Annotated in this window: 9 protein-coding genes; 2 read left to right on the top strand and 7 right to left on the bottom strand. The window is 36.8% G+C overall.

What is annotated here, in order from left to right:
* Positions 1-1,091 precede the first annotated feature (1,091 nt).
* From LB449_RS13595 to xerA, 3 genes are all read right to left on the bottom strand, one after another.
* Positions 1,092-1,625: a hypothetical protein gene (locus tag LB449_RS13595; RefSeq protein ID WP_224455667.1), complete on the bottom strand. Its 534-nt coding sequence runs from the start codon at positions 1,623-1,625 to the stop codon at positions 1,092-1,094.
* Positions 1,626-1,951: 326 nt separating this feature from the next.
* Positions 1,952-2,452, bottom strand: a complete 501-nt coding sequence (locus LB449_RS13590; protein WP_224455666.1) for a PEGA domain-containing protein — start codon at positions 2,450-2,452, stop codon at positions 1,952-1,954.
* Positions 2,453-3,136: 684 nt separating this feature from the next.
* Positions 3,137-4,102, bottom strand: a complete 966-nt coding sequence (xerA, locus tag LB449_RS13585; RefSeq protein ID WP_224455665.1) for a site-specific tyrosine recombinase/integron integrase — start codon at positions 4,100-4,102, stop codon at positions 3,137-3,139.
* Between the two features lie 768 nt (positions 4,103-4,870).
* Here xerA and LB449_RS13580 point away from each other — a divergent pair.
* Positions 4,871-7,453, top strand: coding sequence for a M14 metallopeptidase family protein (locus LB449_RS13580; protein ID WP_224455664.1), 2,583 nt, complete (start codon positions 4,871-4,873; stop codon positions 7,451-7,453).
* Positions 7,454-7,559: 106 nt separating this feature from the next.
* Here the strand turns inward: LB449_RS13580 and LB449_RS13575 are convergent, their stop codons facing one another.
* The gene (locus LB449_RS13575; RefSeq protein ID WP_224455663.1) at positions 7,560-8,114 is read right to left on the bottom strand and encodes a manganese efflux pump MntP; all 555 of its coding nucleotides are present in this window, start codon (positions 8,112-8,114) and stop codon (positions 7,560-7,562) included.
* 319 nt (positions 8,115-8,433) lie between these two features.
* Here LB449_RS13575 and LB449_RS13570 point away from each other — a divergent pair, with 319 nt between their 5' ends.
* The gene (locus LB449_RS13570) at positions 8,434-8,934 is read left to right on the top strand and encodes a flavin reductase family protein (RefSeq protein WP_224455662.1); all 501 of its coding nucleotides are present in this window, start codon (positions 8,434-8,436) and stop codon (positions 8,932-8,934) included.
* Between the two features lie 248 nt (positions 8,935-9,182).
* On the opposite strand, the gene LB449_RS13565 is transcribed toward LB449_RS13570, so the two are convergent.
* The 3 genes from LB449_RS13565 to LB449_RS13555 are packed head-to-tail and all read right to left on the bottom strand — an operon-like array spanning position 9,183 to position 21,756.
* Positions 9,183-10,142, bottom strand: a complete 960-nt coding sequence (locus LB449_RS13565; RefSeq protein ID WP_224455661.1) for a hypothetical protein — start codon at positions 10,140-10,142, stop codon at positions 9,183-9,185.
* A gap of 12 nt (positions 10,143-10,154) precedes the next feature.
* On the bottom strand, positions 10,155-13,151 hold the full coding sequence (locus LB449_RS13560; protein ID WP_224455660.1) for an MBG domain-containing protein: 2,997 nt from the start codon (positions 13,149-13,151) through the stop codon (positions 10,155-10,157).
* 7 nt (positions 13,152-13,158) lie between these two features.
* On the bottom strand, positions 13,159-21,756 hold the full coding sequence (locus LB449_RS13555; protein ID WP_224455659.1) for a LamG-like jellyroll fold domain-containing protein: 8,598 nt from the start codon (positions 21,754-21,756) through the stop codon (positions 13,159-13,161).
* Between the last annotated feature and the right edge of the window lies 1 nt (position 21,757).

Raw genomic sequence — 21,757 nt, 5'->3', positions numbered from 1 at the left:
TGCTCTCGCATTTCCTTGACTATCATATAATGTTGTTTCTTGCGCATTGACTGTAAATGCGACAAATAATAATAAAATTAAAAAGTTGAATGTTTTGTTCATAGTTTGTTTCGTATGTGTGCTAACGGTCTCGTATATTCGTCAGTTGTGGTATTTAATATACGGATTTGTCAGCTTAGTTTATACTTTGTTAATTTCTAAAATTATTATTTCACCTTGTCGGCCACAATTGCGAATATGCGTTGTTACATTGCGTTGCGACACGTTCGAGTAAGAACCACAGATTTGCAGGAGCTACGGAGAAATCAACTGAAATTTCGTAATATATTCTCCAAAATAGTATAAATTATTTTCTGAATTTTAAATCGGAGTAATTCCAGTTAATTAGGATTCTGAGTTAAAAGTTTGAATTGTACTTTTTATAAATTGTAATTGGCTGTTTCTATTATAATTTGTTTTTTAAAGTTAAATAACTTAATAAAATAATTACTCCAATTAAGGAAATGACTGTAAATAAATTAACGCCAATAATTAAACCAATAATCAAGAGAAATGAACAACTAATAATTACAATCAGATTAATTTTTTTCATCAAATCCTTTTTAATTTATATCCATTCGAATCATTGAAATTCTCAAAATTGAGGAAGAAATCATTCTTATTTACTAATTTTAAGAATCAGTTTTTTTGTATTAGTTAAATATGAATTTCAAAATTACTAAAATTATAAAAATTAGTCCTAAACTTAATCCAGTAATCTTTTTTGTTCGGGTATTATAAAAATCATCTTTTTTCATAAAAAGTCAGTTTTCAAGATTGTAATGAAATTAGTCAAAACTTCGATATATTCTTTGTTAAAAATCTGTTTTTTAGTCAGGAGCAATGCATTGTAACGTCTCTGTATATGGCTCGTAGCGTGCAAATTAAACAATTAGTTTCGGATGAAGCACGAGCCGAATTTTTAAATTTTTCTTATTATTTTTTACTCAGTAAGCCAAATTTAAAAATTTGGCGGACTTGCAAATATACCTTAACTTCGTTTAAGCAACTAATTAGCTATGAGCTATATACGTTGTTGTGGCACGTTTTTCTTACCATTTGTCTTTTTCCTTAACTTTAAATTCAGTTATATTTTCGAATGTAAAGTTTATAATTTTAGATGGCTTTTTTAGAAAACTTGATTTAAATTCTGTGTTTCTTTTCTTGAGTGCGAAAACTTCTAAATCAGTCATTTCGCCTTGACTTGATAAAGCATCATCATAATTTTGTATCAGTTTTATATTTTTTATAGACACACGATATTTACTATCTTTAAACTCAATTTGAACAAAAGAATTTACGCTATTTCTTGCAATATACATTGGCGTTGACATTTCGGACGAACCATATCCTTTGAAATCAAGTGTGAGATTATTAATTTCCGCAATTATTCCGCTTTCGTTCAATTCCACATTTTTGAAATTACCTGAACTTTTAATTTTGTCAGTTAACTGCTCCTTTGTCAATTCAGTTTCGTAAACTTTTTGCCATATTAATTTGCCGTTTTCAATCTCGAAATTATCAGTTTCAGACGTACTAAATCCGATTAAAATTGGTAAATAAATGAGAAATATTAATGTTTTCATAGGTTTTTCTTAAATGTGCCACAACGTGTTTGTGTATGATTAGTTGCGACGATTGAGCAGTAAATTTAGTAAATAAACACGAACCAAGAAAATCCGCGAGGATTTTCGTAAGTAATCGAGAACCAAGCAATTAATTATACACGGTGTTGGCATTTCGTTGTTTTTATTCAGACTTGTAATTATTACACTTAATTCCGTTTTTTAATTTTAATTCAGTTTATGATTCTGTAAATCTTAAAAAAGTAAAGTATTTTGTTTATTCTTGAAATAAATATAAAGAATAGCAATTATATTAATTTTCATAATTGCTATTCTTTTATTATTCTTTAATTTTTTAACTCGACTAAATTAATTGCCCATTCAGTTGGTATTTCGCTTAATTCGTAAACATTAAGTCCATTTCTTCCAACACTTGCAGTTGATTTGGATAGTGTTTCATTAAGAAACTCTGTATCTAATTTATACATTGCTCCAGTTGCTGGGTCAACAATTAACATTCCAATTACTCCGCCAAGCAAGATGTTTCCAAAATACCAACCATCTAATTTAAAATGAACAGGAACAATTTTTGAATCATATCCGTTTTTTTCAAACTTAACTTGATATTGTGCTTTTCCAAAAAAACCTGAACCTGCTTTTAGTTTTAAAGTCGCAGGTGTATTTCCGCTATAAACTTCGACACCTTTTTTATCTGTAATAGAAATTTTGGCTTCAGAAGGATTACTATTAATTGAAATTGGATAACTACTTTTACTCACAATACTTGCACAACTCGATAACAATAAAACTGTTAATGTTAATAATAAACTTGTAATCTTACTTCTCATTTTAATATAATTTAATTTATTGCCTACTTCAAAATTCTGCTGGCTTTTCGGCTAATTCCCAGATTTTAACTTCAACTAAATTTTAGCCCGATTTTCTATTTTTATTTTATTATTCTTTTTTCTATTTTTTTCGATTCTATAATTCATTTTTTTTTCGAGTTTGAGTGAGCAATGAATGCCAACTGGTTATATGTTTATAAAAATACACGTTTATCTGAAACAGTTACGGGATAAACGCATGTTTTTATCCTCTTAGTATAAATGTACGCAAACCTTATACACTTGGCAAAAAAATAAAATCTTATTTTTCAAAACCCAACTTCTCAAGCCGGTCAACACCTATGTTTTTTAAGGGCAATAGTTAGAAAATATTGAGAAATTTATAGTTATGCTTTAGTATAGCTCAAGTATGGCTTAAGTATTGAAAGTGTATTAAAATCAAACTCAAGTGGATTCAGAATTTTGACTTGAGTAAAGTTTATGTTTCACTTGAGGAAATAAAATTTACACTTGAAGATTTTCATATTTCCTCTTGAGGAAAACTGAGAAAAGACTAGTCTTTTAAAACAAAAAGACTACTACTTTAAGGAGAAAAGAGTACTCTTTTTAAAATAGTATAAGATTCAATAAATGTCTTAAATGCGATGTAATAAATTTAAGTATATTCACTTAAAAAAAAACCACTTATTCCAAGGACTTACGCGTCGACCCTGCAAAATGCTTAGCCTTTGTCAATTGTTTATGTTTGATTACAGCGACATCCAACGGATTTTGTATGGCACTTATAGTCCTCTCCGTCACATGCGTATAGATCATAGTCGTCTCAGGACGGGAATGTCCCAGCAACTCCTGTATATAACGTATGTCTACACCATTCTCCAGCAGATGCGTTGCAAAACTATGCCTCAATGTATGAGGCGTTACCTTTTTTCTAATGTTTGCCAACCGGCAACTTCGCTTTAAAAATGCCCTCACCGAGGATGCAGAATAAGCCATGCCTTTTTCACCCTCAAATAAAAACTGCTCTGGCTTATAAGTGCGCACATAATTTACCAACAAAGGCTGTATACTTTGCCCCAAGGTAGTATGCCTATCCTTTCTGCCCTTGCCAGATTTGACGTAGATCGACTGCCTTTCTAAGTCCACATCCGCCAGTTTCAATTTCAAAAGCTCACCAATACGCAGTCCCGAGGAATAAATCAATCCCAGAATAGCACGATGTTTCAGGTTGCGAGTGGCCTGCAAGATAGAAATCACCTCTTCCGTAGAAAGGACATTAGGCAATTTCCGGTCTTTTTTAGGGACTGTAATTTTGTCAACCTCCACGTCCAACAAAGCATTTAGCCTAAAGAAATGTTTAAGCGCATTCATAGCCTGCCTATGTGAGCTTATGCTGTACGCACGCTTAGCCAAAACCCCTTCAGCAAACAACTCAACCGATCTGTTGGATAAATCAGTCAAAGCTTTTGAATTATTAAATTTCAAAAACAATTCTATAAAACTAGAATAAGAATTCACCGTAGAAACACTTTTGCGTTGCCCCCTCAGGTATTCCCTGTAAGCCTCAAGCGTAGCAATATGGTCAGGATTCAAAAAAGGTTCAACGCAGCTTTCAAGCTTAGCCTTCTGCATAGCCGAGTAGTCCACCATCCGGTTTTGGTGCTTCAAAAGACGCATTAGCCGCCGTTTAGAAGCATCCACATCAGGAATATAATAACACCTGTGCGTTTGCGTCCATTTGCAATCAGGAAGACGGCTCAAAGCCGATTTCAACTCAGCATCAAACCCAAATCGAATCGCTATACAAGCCGCATTTTTGTGTTTCAAAGGCTTCAAGACCACTGTTTTCATAATAGAGGATAAGTTAAAATAACGATACAATTTAAATCAAAAAAATATTATATAAGTCTAATACATTGGTAATTAGCAATAATCTTTTCTGAATTTGATACAAGGAAGACTTATTGTTTTCGACAAATACACCTAAAACTTTAGCAATCACTTACAACCCCCGTGGTCCAAAACACAAAAAAACCGCCAAGCCTGGCGATTTTTGAATTGTGCACTCGCTTAAAAAAAAGATTAGACCAGCTTACTAAATCTGAAATAACAAACTGTAAACGATCGATCAAAGAAACATTTGTTGACTAAATTTGATTGAAAACCAAGCCTGGTAAAAGACCCGGCCATACCAGCCTTAAGTATTGATTTAAAAGATGTTTTGTTGATGGTACAATTAATAAATTTCACTCAAAACCTCTCAAATCCAGTCTAACTGTTAGTCGCAAGAAATAATCAACCATAAAGATTATCCTACATTCATAGTCTTCGCAAGATAACTTCTACATATTCAATCCACCCACTCACAAAAAAATATACTTATCTTAGTTACCATGAAGCCTTAAAACACAATACATTATGAAAATTGTTATTTCTATATTTTTACTGCTTGCTACTTTTCAGCTCCAGGCGCAGGATTATTTTCTGCAAGACAAAGGACCCTTTGATCCCGATATCCCAAGTCCTGAAGCATTTTTTGGCTATCCTGTGGGTTCCCATCATACCCGTCACGACCAGATCATTGCCTATCTCACAAAGCTAGCAGAAGTATCAGAGCGAGCTGAAATCATTCAATACGGAAAGAGCTACGAGCACCGGCCTTTGGTTATGCTCAACATTTCAAATCCAGATCATTTAGAAAATCTGGCTGAACTTCAGAAGAAACACCTTCTGGCGACAGTCCCGGGGAGTAACGCAGATGTATCAGAGTTACCAGTCTTTATCAATCTGGGTTACAACGTGCATGGTAATGAGCCATCCAGTTCCGAAGCGGCATTATTGTCGGCTTATATTCTGGTGGCTTCAGAACATGCTGATATTCAAAAATACCGTAGTGATGCAGTCATAATGATCGATCCTACAATCAATCCAGACGGGAGAGACCGCCACACTCAATGGGCAAATATGTTTAAAGGAGACCCGTTGGTCGCCGATCCTGCAGATGCTGAACATAACGAGCGCTGGCCAGGAGGAAGAACCAACCATTATTGGTTTGACCTCAATCGCGACTGGCTATTGGGCATTCACCCAGAAAGCAGAGGGAAGCTCAATTGGTATCATGAATGGTATCCCAATGTGGTCACAGACTTTCATGAAATGGGAACCAATAGCACTTATTTTTTCGAGCCCATGAAAGCCAATGCCTCCAAAGATCCTATCATGCCAGTGGAGAATTACACAACTTTAAATGATAAGTTCGCTGAGTATTATGTAGAGGCCTTAGATGATATTGGCTCTTTTTATTTTACCAAAGAAGTTTTCGATGGCACTTATCCGGGTTATGGATCTTCATATCCAGATTTGCAAGGTGGCTTGGGCATTTTGTTTGAACAGGCGAGCTCTCGAGGACATGTACAGGAAACACCTACTGGCAAAATCACCTTTGCTTTTACAATTAGAAATCAGTTGACATCTAGTTTGGCTACAGTGAAAGCTGCAGTAGAAAACAAGGATTTGCTTTACGATTATCAAAAACGATTTTTCAAATCAGCCATTTCCAATGCTGAAAAAAGTAATGTAGAAGGCTATGTTTTTGGTGATGATTATGATGAGAACAGAACTAAAGCTTTTATAGATAAACTTCTATTACACCGTATCAAACTCTACGAACTTGAAGAAAGTGTAAAAACTAAAGGCAAGACCTTTAGTCCTGGGAACGCTTATTATGTTCCAGCCAAGCAGCCACAATACCGTATGGTACAAACCATGTTCGAAACTTATCAAGAATACACCGATAGTGTCTTTTATGATGCTTCAGCCTGGTCGCTGGTCAATTTTTACAATTTGGAATATGCTCCACTAAAAAAAGGAGCTAAAAAAGGGAAAGAAGTAACGCGCGAAGATTTAAAACTCAAAGACATTGAAGTTAAAAAATCGAACTATGTCTACCTTGTGGACTGTTATGATTACAATTCGCCAGCTCTTTTGTGGAGATTGCAAAATGCTGGAGCAAATGTGCTTTCTGCCTTCAAGCCTTTTTCATTACCGGTTGAAGGAAAGCAAAAAGACTTCGGTTACGGCACACTTGTAATACCTGTGAGCCAGCAACATATAAGTGGCGATTCTTTGTACAGTCTGGTAAAAGATGCTGCAAATGAGTATTCTGTTGAAGTCTCTTCTGCAACTACGGGATATAGTAAATCAGGTGTAGATTTAGGAAGCCGGTATATCAATACCTTAGATAAACCTGAAGCATTTATGCTAATAGAAGATGGTGTATCTTCCTACGAAGCCGGAGAGGTGTGGCATCTTTTGGACACACGTGTGGATATGCCCATCAGTAAAATTCCTATGCGAAATTTTGAAAACATCAACTGGGAACGTTACAATACAATGGTCATGGTCTCCGGGAGTTACAAACAACTTGACTCTACCGATCATGAAAAAATTAAAAACTGGGTGAGTTCTGGCAATACATTGATTACCATAAGAAATGCTTCCGAATGGGCCATCAAAAATAAGATCGTAAAAGAAAAGCTGATAGAGAAAGAGAAAGATAAAGAAAGCGACGAGCAAATAGATAAAGCTAAGCAAATTGAAAGAAAGCCCTATGTTGAGGCCTCAGAAAATATAGGAAAACAATCCGTCGGAGGTGCGATTTTTGAAGTTGATTTGGATTTGACGCATCCTTTAGCTTTTGGTTACCAGCGGGAAAAATTACCTGTCTATAGGAATAGCAGCGTTTGGATTGCACCAAGCGAAAATCCTTATGCTACCGTTGCAAAATATACTGCCGACCCACATATCGATGGATTTATCACTGATAAAAATTTAAATGAATTTCTAAAACCTTCTGCCTCTTTAATCGTCAGCAAAGTAGGGAAGGGGAGAGTGGTTCTGTTTGCTGATAACCCAAATTTCAGAGGGTCCTGGTATGGGACCAATCGCCTGTTTCTAAATGCACTGTTTTTAGGCCAGCATATCGATGTTCCATCTGAGTAAGTAATTGTTACTAAAATTCTTCACCCTTTAAAAGGGATTGCAACTTAAAATTTCAATCCCTTTCATTTAATTCAACATGTATAAATAGGTCATCTTTTTGAAAAGATTAAAAAGGCATGCCTAGAAAATTAATGACAGCCAAAACAATTAAAACACTGCCGGCGAAGACCTGAACGTATTCGCCAAATTTTTCTTTCACATACTTTCCAGTCTTCAGTCCAATAAACGAAAATAAACCAGAAAAGAAGGCGATAATAGACGCTAGTTTTAATGGAGAAACCCCGGCGAGACCAAGACTGAATCCAACGAGAAGCTTATCCGGGCTCAGTCCTAGTGCCACGAGCAGTAAACCTCTGATGGAAGTGATAAACTCCAAAGAGTCTTGCCTTTGTTTTTTAGTTCTGTAAGCAGAAATGATAGTATAAATTCCAAAACCTGCCAAAATCAAACCTCCAATTATTTTGGAATAGCTTTCTATAAATGAACTTACAAATTGACCGATATATAAACCTACGAGAGGAACAGTAAATTCTATAAGAACAAAAATGATAACAATCCTCAAGTGGTATTTTTTAGTGTCCAATGCACCTAGCCCAAACGAAAAAGATAGAGTGTTGGACGCGATTACAATTGCTAAGAGGAAAAGTTCAATTGTATTCATAAATCAAATTTAAGACTTTAACTAGTGAATTAATAAAGACCTTTAATTTTTGAAAAAAGTGATTGCATGATAAGGTTATTAACTTAATCATTAGTTGTAATAGGGGCATACTGCCAAATTTTATCCTTACGGCTTCAATCGATTTTATTAACTGCCCACTTATAATCTTGCCATTTCTTTAACAGCGATACTCTCTTATTTCCTTTAATTTTAAAATTGTAGATGTTGAATTATATTGAGTTTTTTAATTGGAAACTCTATTAGTTGACATAAAACATCTTACGGAATTATATTTTACTAAATTAAATTCAAACAAATTATGAGCAAACTAACACATAAATTTACTTACGGATACTACATTCTTACAGCCCTAAAAAAATCTGAGAATTTAGAAACACGAGATAAGGATTACATAGCGGCAGGAACTGTAAATTGGGTTTCACAAGTTTCTTTTTCACCAGAGGTCGTTTCTGTTTCTGTCGGTCAAAAAAGCGATCTAAACGAAACTATTAACTACAGCGAGCATTTTACGATCCATTTACTTTCTGAAGATCACAAAGAGTATGTGAAGAAATTTGGAATTAAATCTACCATTGAAGATGGTAAAATAAATGGAGTCCCTTTCACAAAACAAAACGATCAGGTTATTATAGAAGATACGCTTGGATACCTAACTTGTAAAGTCGTTGGAAGTCAAAATGTAGGAGATCACACCGTTTATTTCGGAGAAGTCATCAATGAAGAAATCCATAAAGACAAAAAAGCTTTATGTACGATGCAGCTACCAACGGAATATACAAAAGACAAAGCTGAGGTCTAGTATATAGTACATAATCAATTAAAAATCCAATGTGAAAGCATTGGATTTCTTGTTTGGTATCGTTCTGGACTTAGTTAACCTCATGCTGTTGCTAATGCTTTATATAAAAAATTAAGACCTTTCAGTTTATTGAAAGGTCTTAAAAATTAATTAGATTATATAATTAGATAAAGTCTAACTAGAAATTAAATGAATACCATAATCATAAGAGAAAGTTTCTATACTTAAACTCTTTTAGAAATAAATTTTTAATCTTTACTTTCTTTTACGGTAGGTTTTAAGAATTGAAGATCAAATTCATATCTCAATGTTATACCAAAAAAGTGAAAATTAGCTTTAGTAGAAATCCTCTCAGATCCGTCTTGTGGATTTTTTAGTGCATTCAATACAGAAGTAGAGCGGAAGTCTACAGGGTTTTCTGAATTGTAGCTTATTAGTCCATTAGATTCTTCTCCATTTGAAATATCATTCAATCCATATTTGAAAAATCCACCTACGTATAAAGCGTTTCCAGACGGGTAAATTTGTTTTACACCCAACTCAAGAAAGGCATTGAAACTGCTTTTTATATTCAAATCTTTCTCATTGAATTTCTGATTAGCATAGGTTCCAAATCCTGCAAATTCAGGACCGTCTAGTACCGCATTAAATCTGGGAAAAAAACCTGAAGTGGTTAAACTTGAAGCTCTAGCATCGGATTTTTCATTAATAAAAACGTTGGCTTCCGCACCTATTTTTGAATAAAAACGCACTTCTCCGAAAGATTCGTATTGTATCGCTATAGGGATACTTACAGCAGTCAACTTTTGCGTTTCAGAATAATTGGAAGCAGAATAGCGAAATTCAAAAGCTTCTCTATCCATGTCAATAGCATCCTCAGCGCTGGAGTACGTGTTGATACTATTACCGGCCTCAAAATAGTTGAAACCTACCCCAGAGTGAAGGCTCCAGGTTTCATTTAATCCTTTTGAGATACCTACTATAATACCAGCTCCGTCTTTGAAAGAGCTTTCAAATTCTGAAGTCTCTAGTTCTATCTCCGCAAAATTCATTTGAAGACCTACTGAAAAGCTTAGATCTGTTTGAGCCTTGCACGTCGGATTCGTTAAGATCAAAATAGCAATAAGGCTTCCTGGAAATAGGGTTACTATATTCCATTGCTTTTTCCTTGAAGCCAGTTGTTTTAATATTTTATATAGTATAGTCATTATAGATGGTTCTTAGTTTTTGATAAAGTTTTTAGCTACTCTGCGTTGTGGAGTTACCAATATAAGCCTGTACATTCCTGTAGATAGGTGGCCAGAAATATCTATACTAGTATGATAACCATTAACAGGTTGGCTTTTTAAAAGTCTTCCATCTGCAGAGTAAATTTGGTAAACCGCTCCTTTGAGTTCGCTAGATGGATAATCTGCCATCACATTTAATTTGGCCCCCTGTGCTATTGGATTTTCTGCAATTACCATGGAGAAACTGCTTTTTAATTGAATTCTGGTTTCACAAGTTTGAAGAATATCCCCATCCTCTGTTGTCATTTTTACCATGTAGCTGGCATTAGGATCGAGAAGATCGGTCGCTCGATTTCCTTCGGAATAAGCCTGCTTTTTTCCCACACTATTCCCGTTTTTAAACCATTCATAGGCTACAAAGATATAGCCACCGTTCGTGCTCGGGTTGTTATTGACCACAAGTGTATTATTATATTTTTGAACGATGATCGCGTTAAAATCAAAAGCCTTTTCTACTATTACCATATAAGTTCTGGTTTGAATCCCATCTTGAGAAGTTACCACAACTTCCTGACGGTAAATTCCTTGATCTGGAGAAGCAATGGTAAGGCTGTTTCCAGTATTTATCTGAGTATTAGGTTCAGTTTGGATGGATACATCGACTGAAGAAACTGTCTTATCGCAATCGATCAAATAATAGACCTGTTCTCCAGGATTATTGAAAATCTGCCCGTCGATGGTAATGCTCAATGCTGCTGCATTAGAACTATTAACATTCAAGGTGCGCTCAATAGCTGTTGCTTCCAGGTAATTGCTATTTCCAGCTTGTAAAGCGGTGATTTGAATTTGTCCCGAAGTCTGTAGTTCTACAAAACCAGAAGGAGAAACTGTCGCTGCTGGTTGTGCAGAGGTATAGCTGAACGAATAAGTGATTTCAAGGCCCGATGAAGCTATGGCATCCAATTGAAAATCTGGATCGGTTTCTGAATTACGTATTGCTAAAGCACCGAATGTTATAGTTTGAGGTGCTTTAGCAATGCTTAGCATGGCTTCCAAAACTATATCTGTAAAGTTAGGATGGGTTATCGTTGCTATTACCACATAGCTTCCTACATCTGTTTGATTGTTATTTTCATAAACCACAGTGGAACCATCTGCTTGCCCTGTTACTTCCAGTGATTTAATAGTAGTATCATAGGTAAAGCTTTTATCATTGAATACAAGTCCTTCCTGTGCTGCGGGTTCAATGACGAGTCTCACGCTTTTGGAAGTTGATAGGTAGTTTACCGATTCAGCTGCAATGACAGTGACAGGGTAGGAATCTACGTTTATATATCCTTGTTGTGGAGAATAAGTCAGTTCAGTTTCACTATGATTCAGACTTGCGGTCACATTTTTGACTTCTCCGTCATAGGTAAAGGTCTGTGTAGCGTCTGCTGTGATTGTGGCAACCGCTTTATTGATAATTAGTCCAGCAGATATTTCTAGATCATTAAAGTTGTCTTGGCTAACAGTGGCAGAGACTAAATAGCTTCCAGCATTGATTTTGCCGTTATTGACATAACTTACAGTAGCTCCTTCAGGAAGATTGCTTACTTCGATAGTTTTTGGATTTCCATCATAAGTAAAGCTACCACCTTCAAAAGTAATGGCTTGAGGGGATTTATTAATCACTAGCTGCACACTTTTGCTTACGGGTTCATAATTTTTGGTTTCCGCTGAAACCACAGTTATTGTATAAATTCCCGCGTTGGTAAATCCCTGCTGTGGCGCAAAGCTCAAAATAGTTTCAGTATGATTTAGACTCGCTGTTACATTTTTAAGGTTTCCATCATAGGTGAAAGTCTGAATTGCATCTGCAGTTAATGTAGCTTCAGCTTTATTGATCAAGAGTTCGGCAGATAATTCCAAATCATTAAAGTTATCTTTTCTTACAGTGGCGATAACTTCGTAGATTCCTGCGCTGGTCTTATTGTTATTGACATAGCTCACAGTGGCACCTTCCGGGAGACCGTTTACCTGGATAGTTTTCGCAGTCCCATCATAAGTAAAGCTACTACCTTCAAAAGTAACTCCCGTGATGTCGGCTTTATCAATAACCAGGTTTACACTTTTAGAAGCTGCAAGATAATTGTCCGTTTGACTAGCACTTACTGTAATAGGATAAGTCCCGGCGTCGGTATAGCCTTGCTGAGGTGAATAGTTCAAAGTGGTTTCACTATGATTCAGTCTTGCCGTTACAGTTTTAAGCTGCCCATCATAGGTAAAAGTCTGTGTAGCATCAGCAGTAATGACTGCTTCATCTCTATTAAAAATCAGTTCTGTACCAACTGTCCAGTTTTTAACAAATGACTCATCTTCAGAACGTACTTGGTAATTTTTAGGAGTGTTGAAATCTATTGTGGCTCCAAGTTCAACTCTTTGTCCATCGTAAAATAGTTGAGCACCTTCGCTGAGTTGAAAATCTACAATTAACGCATCCAAGGATAAGGACCTGTCTAAGGTTATGGTGACTTCCGACTCGTTTACAATAACTTCTAATTCTTCTTCACCTTCAAACCCGAAATCCAAAATATCAGCATCATCGTTCAAGGTTGGATTCGCTATACTATAGGCTTGAAACAGATCTCCTCGATGGTCATTAATTTTAAATACGTCTGTCTTAGGCACATCGACAACGGCCCCTGTTGTTGAATTATAAATTTTGTATTGCACCGTCTGATTTTCTTGATTAGCAAATACAGTTAAATAAGCATAGGTTCTTGAAGATCCGGAAACAGTTACTAAATTGGCAACGCCTCTGATTTCACCATTTATGAAAGCTGCAACCTTATTATTTGTATTGGACAACTCTTGTCCATTTACATTCAAAAATGCTACACGAGTCATAGAATATTCGAAATCACTTTCGTTTAGGGACCAATTAGGGGCTTGAGCAGTCAAAATGTTGACTGCTAAACCCATAAGAAGTAATAGTATTCTTTTCATAATTTAATTACTTTTTAATTACTTTTTTGATCTCAGTAGTTGTACTGTTAGATACTTTTAAGAAATAAGTTCCAGATGAAATATTAGGATTGATTTGTACGGAATTTCCTCCAGTTTTCAAGGTCACCTGTTTTTCAAACACCAACCTTCCATCTATACTAAAGAGTTGTATGCTGGTAGATTGTGAAACTTCAGAAATCATTTTAATAACCAATCGCTCATCAAATGGATTGGGATAAAGAACGAAAGCATCTAAAGCTGTTGTGGAGTCACTTCCTAATTTCAATACTACAGGATCATTAATTTTACCTAAGACCTTATTACTATTAAATTCTAAAAGGTTGGTTGCTTTTGTTAAATCCGACTCATCATAACCAACGTAATAGTTGAGGTTCTCAGCCTTCTCACCGTAAATAGTAATAAAGGTGAGCTGATGATCTCCAACCATCTGATTTTCTCCATGACCTTTAAGAACTCCTACATCATCATATACGTATAGCTTATTGTAAGAGCTTGGTAATTTTACAATCGCATTCATATTCTCAGGATATTGATAAAATCTCTTATCCATTGGTTTATTCTCACCAAATTCTTCTTTCTGAAATGTTCCCAATGATTTTAAAACAGAAGCTGGATAGCTGAACTGCTGGCCGGTAGATGAGTTGATCATATATCCTTTTCCTTGTTCTAAAAACTTGAGTGTACCACTCCAACCGTTTCGCTGATCATAAATGGCAAATAAATTTTGGGATTTAATCACATCTCCCTCAGTAGGATTAAAGTTTGATAGAGCTCTTGAAAGTTGGACATTTTGCAAAAGTGGGAAAGACAACCAATTCCAGTTTTGTTTAATTTCAAACTCATAAGTAGTCATATCTACTTTTGAACCAGACAACTTTAAGGTTTGTGGAGTATGCATGTAGATTTTATACATAAAATCTGTTTTTAAACCTCCAGAGGCGGAAATACTTCCAGACCATGACCCAGAACCATCCTGTCTTTTAAAGTAAGTGTCCAAACGCGCTGGCGTACTACTCATTATTAGATCTGAAGTTTCAAGATTCATGTTTGATGTCAGCTGGTTCAAATCAGAAGCTCTTGGATCTTCTATATTAAGACTTAACCAATTCCATCCTGCATTCAGTTGATATTCCTTTTCTGTGACGTTGGTATTTGAGAATACAGCTGGCTGATTCAAGGATCCTATCACTTCATTTGTAAGAAATGTAAGATTAGAATTATCATCCAGTTCCAATTGTATAATGTTTCCTGTAGAAGCATCCCATACCTTAAAGGTGATGTTTTCACCTGAGGCTTGATTGCTATACAAGGTCAAGAAGGCAAAGGATTGCTCATAATTGGGATTATACTCTAGTATAGTAACTCCTCTTACTTCACCGTTGCTAAAGGCTGCAATCTTGTCATATTCATCTTCAGATATTTGCCCGTCGATTTTTAGAATACCAATGACATTCATACTATGTTCAAATTGAGTAGGATCTACGGTCCAGTTTGGAGTATCTCCCAGCACACGAACGTTTAATAACTGTACCTGATCCAAGCCAAAGTCAGAAGAGAGTCTCAAATCCTGAGTATAAACACCCGGATCTAGCAAGGCATCAATCGTCGCAGTAATCGTAATTTGGCTCGCTGGAGAAACTGTCCCAGAGCTAGCACTTAGGTTCAACCACGATGGAATATTTGAAATTCTAAAAGGTTGATTGGCGCCACCACGGTTGACGATTGTCAATTCAAACTGCTCTTCCTGTTCAAAGTCTTTAGTAATGTCGATGACATCGTTATTAAAGCCTTCAGCATACCAGTCCATATCGTTTTTCTGAACAAACACAGACCAGGTCACTGGTGACTGTTGCCTATTGTCTGCAGAATCAAACAATCGGTGAATCGTAACATCGAGTATCTGCCCTTCAATTTCTGCGAATGAATTGACCTGGGGCTCCAGTATGATCTCATCCCCATTGATGACATAATTCACTGGAATTTTAATCAATTCACGCGCTGGTTTGATAGCTGGGCTGTCTTGGTTGTAAGCCGTTGTACCGCTTTGCATCACTGCATTTGATGGAATTACTGTATTATTACTAAATGCGTGGAAATATTGCGGACCATTTCCTGTCAATGGATCGGGGGCATTAAATCGAGAATATATCATTAATCCAATTGTTTCCGGATCAATCTCTTCATAGGCATCTCGATCTTCCTGATCGTTAGTCCGTAAGGTATTCCACAAGCGGAATTCATCCAGACTTCCTTGATAAGGTCTGTCCAGGGATACCATATTTGCCGCATCAGCTGAGCCTCGAACACCTAAATATGCTCTATTACCAGAGAAACCACCTATACCTGTCATCGAGTTTGTAGACACTAAATTTTGATCTACATAAGTTCTCATGGAGCCTAAACGATTTAATCGTATGGACACATGGTGCCATTTATCATCCACCACTGATTGCTCTGTTAGAGGTAAATTGATTCCTTCACTATTAAAAGATAGATTTCCATTACTTGCCAGGTCTATGGACCATTTATTGGAAAAACCTCCGGACATTACAGGGTCTGTACCATCGCCTTTCCCGTTTGAGAAAATGGTAGCGTCCTGAGAAACATCAGTTTTCATCCAGAAAGATATGGTAGCATCCATCGTAGGTGTCAATTGGGCAAAACCTACATTATCTAATGTCAGAGATGCACCATTACTAAAGGAGTAACTTTCACCTTTAGGCTTGATATCCCAATCTGTAGTAACTACAGCGTCTTTGAATCGAGCTTTGTCTTTGGCAATGTTACCACGACCTTCATCTAAAGGGTAGTAGGCTGTAAGTCCTGCCTCGTTACCCATTAATTTAGAATACATCATCGCAAATGAATCGTCTAGAGATAGTGGAATGTTCCAAAATCGCAATTGACTCATGTTTCCAATAAAGGTATTTCCACCTATGGTTATATTATTATTGTTCTGAAGGGAAGCATCTACATTTCCTGAAACCGATTTCAACACACGATCTTCTTCGATGATTTTTAAATCTCCAGTTTCACTATTGTAAGTCAACGTATAATGATGGAATAAATCATCTACAGCTATAATTCCACGAGCTTCAGCTCCAGCAAGTTTGAATACCATTTCAGTACCTTCTAAACTTACATCGATGCCTCCCGGCTGACTTATAATGCTTGCGCTGCTTGCCGTGGTTTGATTGTTCATCCAGAATTCGATGGATAGGTCACCATTAGCAATACGCGGATTTTCAATTACCATAGTGTTGTTCAAACCATTGAAAAATAAGGAGACCTCATTAGTCACCGGTAACTGATTGGTCTGGCCTTTGATTTCCAAAAGACTCACCGCAGAATTATAGAAAATGTCCTCGCTAAAACGCGCCCTAAGATCAGTTCCGGTAGCATAGATTCCGTTTAATGGGAATGGCGTTCCAAACTTTTGTGGACTAGTCAAGTCTACGCGACCAATAATGGGTTCTGATATATACTCAGTGCCATTGGTGCAACTGGATCTTGCTCTGATCTCATACTCGCCATCCGCTAAATTAAGGCCAGCGATGTCGAAAGCATAATTGATATTTGCACTTTCAATCAATGAAACTTTGGTCTCATTATTATCTATTGCAGCATCAAGAAAATCTTGCGTATTATAATACGTCTGCAATCTTGTCCATGATGGAGAAGTTGCCTTACGGTACTCCAATTCAATCTTTTCAAACGAATTGAATGAGCTGTTAAATTCACCTAATTCTACGTTTAAGGAATTAGTAGTTCCATCAAGATTAAACGCTGAATCTCTATTGAAGGAGAAGTTATTTAGCGGAGCATTGACAACAACCTTGGAACAAGAAGGAATGAATGATGCCGATATCAAAATATCGTCAAACACCTCTTCTGAATCACAAACGGATTGTAATATAATTCTGATATCCTTATAGTCATAAACATCAGATATGGATTTACGCAACGTAAGGAAATATTCTACCTTTTCTCCATAAGGGACATCAACGAAGGTATTGGTACTCCCTATATTGAACTCTGCATTAAACGGATTGGTAGTGTTATCTACCCTTAGCTCAAAGGAGCCAAAACCTTCTCCATTACCATTAGTATCTGCATTATTCTCTAAGATCAATTTAAATTCTGCCGCGTCAGATTCTGGGATGTTATTGATCTCTGCGATTTCTACACTTATCCTTGGATCTTCTGCCTTTTGTGTTGCTGCGGTTAACTGTTCTCTTTCCGATTCTTCTGAAATTCGTTCTATAGAAGAAGGATTAGTTTGATAGGTTTCCTTATCATAGAAATAGGATAATTCTGCCCCTTCATAAGGACAAGATGTTCGACCCCCTATCGTACTGAAAATAGGTCCATTCCCGTCGAATGCATTGATCACATCTACACTTAAGAAGTTTGCCGGGTCGTTATCTTTAAGAGTAAAAGATATTTCAGTAGTTTCCTGTTGCTCTTCTGTTAGACTCGAGGTAATATCCTGCGAAGCAGAACCTCCTGTCGAATTTATAAATCCAGCACCATTGAATCCAAAACCAACATCAAAAGAAAGTTTTTCATCAATTTTTACATTAAATGCTGTTACTGTGGTATTCACAATACTGGTCTCTACAGAACGTGTGATCTCACCAACACCAGCATCAAATGAAATATTATCGTCAAAATTATTCAGAACTTGATTGCGCAAGATATCCATGGCTCCCAATTGATCTTTTAAGCGATCCACATAATCACCTCCAGAACCTATACCAATGCTCCCGTCAATTTCATCAATCAAGTCTTGTCTGAATGCATCTATCTGATCAATGGTCTGTTGCTTATATGCTTCACGTTCTTTAAATGCTAAATACTTAGAACGTTCATTTTCTAAGATGACATTCTTCCAAAGTCGAATTTGCTCATTGTACTCTTCTATTGTCAGAACATTAGCATCAGGATCTGATGGATCTAAAAGTCCACCTTCAATGTTTGAAACAATTAACTCTAAACTAGGAATCAATTCCTCTAAAATGAATTTCTGAGAATAAACAAACATGGTTTCGGTAGGTTCGTCTGCAAAAAACATCGCTTTTTGTTTTGAAATCTCGAACTCAGTACCATCATCAGCAACTAAAATTCTGGTACCTGGATCTCCGGTTATTACATCAGATATCTGAACATTATCAAAACTCCCGTAACTGAAATTTTTAGATTGTCCTATGTAAAGGTCTCCTTCTGCTCCTACAAACTCAGGATCATCACTGGTGGCAATTTCTTGAGAAAATGTGTAAGTTTTGTTCAAACTACTTCCATCTGTAGAGCCTGTAGTTACAGAAATGCCGGTATTGATATTATTGGTAGTTTCCTGTTCAACTACAGGACCTGCTAAACCACCTCCGGCTCCAACTGTCAAACCAGCTTTAATTGTAAATTCAGTCGAGATTACTCCTTCGTTGGTAGCATTTCTTTCGGTAGTAAAGGATACTGTTTGTCCAGCTTTAATTCTAGCTGAACTATTGGTTCCTGGAGGATCACGTAGAATAATATCCGGCATATCAGGACCTGCAGTTACAAAAGTCTGGCTTCCATCAGATTTACCTCCCAGGACAATCACGTCCTTTATCAAGTCTTCAGCCTCATAAGAATTACCATTTATTTCATAAATGATAGAAATTGATTTTGTGAAAGGCGTACTTATGGTAGGCAGTCCTGCCTTAAATTTATAGGTCAAAAGACTTGGTTCCGTTGTACTTCTGGTTACCTGTGTATTATAATTAAAGGGATTTAATGCAAGGTTATTGGTAATGTTCAAATTCCCGTCAACTACCGGAACTATATCTTCTATAGTGTTTGAGCCATCATCTTTATTTTCATATCGCTCAAACGTATTAAGCACGACCTCATATGTTTTTCCTTGCGTAATGACAGGTACCTCAAAGCTTGAAGTAGATGCCGTCTCCTTATCAGACTTTAAAACTACCGGATCAAAGGTCTGTTTCACGACCTTCATTGTAGGTATAGATCTATAAACCAGACTCTGTTCATAATTGAAAGGGACCCCTGTTATAACCGTATCATCTGAAAACACAAATTCAGGAATGCTAACTTCGTTTACGTCTTCAAAATTTAGAATTTCATTGGACTCCAGTATCTGTGAACCAATATTTACTTCCACATTGCTACTAATAGTAATACCATTAGTTTCACTAATCTCATATTGCAAAGGCATGACTTCCACACGATACTCACCGGTGGCTGCATTTGTTTCAAAAGTAAAGCGCGTTTCAGGTACAATACTGCCAACTGCTGGCTTGTGACCAAATACTAATTTAGCTTGCCCTATGTTATTCTTAGCAGAATAGCGAACCGTTTCTTCAATACCTTCACTGTTGGTAAAGGTTCTTGTTGCAATTCCATTTTCACCAAAACCAATGGGTTTTGCCGCTTCTACAGAGCCTCCCACAACTTTACCAACGATGGCAACTCTGGTCTCGTCTATAAAAAAAACAGGTTCTACCGCATCCTCAAAAAATTCCTGAAACGATGGTGTAGCTGCAGGAAATCTCCCTGAGGCTACAAATTCATGACCGTTTTTCTTAACTGTGATAAAGTGATTTCCTATGGGTACATCTATGCTAAATTTTCCTTCGGCATCAGTTTCTACAGGGAAGTTGTTTTCATCCAGTACAATGTCGCCGTCTACAAATACATTTGCTCCTTTAAGACCTATTCTGGCATAACGTTCCAGGCGATCCTCATTTTCATTGTACCAGTATTCTCCTTTTGGATATTTGATACCTGATTTTTCATAGGTATTGTAACCTTCATCGATAATCCCAGGTCCAGAAACATATTCATCACCATCGGTAAGATTATTAGTTGTATTTTCATTCAATTCTACAAAAGATTTAAAAACACCTCGTGTATCATAAAGAATTTGACCATTAAAGTTGAAGGCAGAGATGTCTGTAAAATCAATTTTATTGACCACCTCAGATCCCTGACCTAGAAATACCAGTTGTTGCCCTGGATCAAACTCGTGTTGTCCAAAAAGTGGGGTGATGGTAAAGCTCTCGCCTGTTCCTGTATAAGGAATGGCATTGATCTCATAATTTCCATTCTCGTCTGTAATACCCAGAATTCCCAGTTGGTTTTCATTGGGGAAGTTTTCAACATTGCTTTCCCATAGCACCTTGTCCAGGCTATTGGTAGCTAGTTTTCCATTATTCTTGTTGTAATTAAACCCGTTACGAGAAAGGTCATAGGCAAAATCACCAACGCCTTCATTTGCTCTCAGGTAGGCGATCATTCCCGCATCATTACCACTTATGTATCTGGAATAATCACTGCGGATTACCTTAGGCGATTTTATAGTATTGTACACCCTAATTTCATCGATGTAAGCTGCTCTCAGCCCACCTATTTTTAACTCGTCTGTATCAAGATTTATAGGTGTTACTCCCTCGTTTAATGATAAAGCGAAAAAAGGCTCTGTATAATTTGCATCTTTTCCTCTTAGCGCATCATCGGCAGTCGACACGTAGGCATCAGTTACAGGCCGGCCGTTAATAAAGACTTTAGGAATTATACCATTTTCTACCTGTATAGTGATGTGCGTAAAGGAAGTATTAAAATTTGAAACCGGAACCAGAATATCATCACCTCTTGTATTTACTGCACCACTAGGCATATAATTTTTTAGGGTAAATTCCTGGCCTTTAACATCAATGATGAGTTCATTCGCTGTGGCGTTTAATTTCACATTGGCATATATAGATTGTGGATCAGAATCCGTTAAAAACAGCCTTATAGGTAATTCATTATTGTTAGAAAATGCATCAACAGGCTTCACCCAGGTTTGAAAAGTCATCTTTGTCACCACAGGTTTATTAAGGTCATCGATTAACAGCTGTCCATTATCAGGGATCATTAAGCCACTGCCATAGTTAAAATCACTACCACTGGATCGTGCTCTCAGCGTTACGTCCTTGACCGGGTTACCCCCTTCAAAAGTGACATTACCGGTAACGATCGCCGTAGGATTACGGAAACCAATTCCTGTTATAAAGTTGCTCAATCGCACTTCCCCCTGCACAATGCCCTGGGCAAACAACTTATATTCATATAATATGCCGCCGTCTACATACCGGTCTTCATAACTGGTTGCTGTTGGGGCTATATTCGCCACAAATTGATAGGGTTGTGAGCCATCTTCCGTATATTCCCTGCGGTAAAGCTTTAAGGTAGTGATGAGATTGGCGTTAGCCCCAATCTGCCAATTCACCAGGATTTTATCCCCAAAAAAGCCTTTAGACACCTCAAAGGAATCTTCACTAAACGTATCAAATAAATAGAGAACGCCCCAGGGAAACCTTATCTGTAAGTCCTGAGTAGCTGGAGGTGTCGTAACATTGCGGTTTTGTCCCAATATGGGCAAACCTGTCTGTATAGTATAATTGTTACTACCTGTATTATTGGTCTGGATCGTTTGTGCCGCCGTGACGATACGGGCACCTTTAGGAGTAGTCTGTGAATAGCCCATACTTATGGCTATCAGGAACAGAACCCCTGAGAGTATATGTTTGATTTTCATCATG

The organism is Psychroflexus lacisalsi (genome assembly GCF_020164495.1).
Lineage (GTDB): Bacteria > Bacteroidota > Bacteroidia > Flavobacteriales > Flavobacteriaceae > Psychroflexus > Psychroflexus lacisalsi.
Note: the sequence above shows the minus strand (reverse complement) of the source record. Positions and strands in the feature narration are given on the sequence as shown.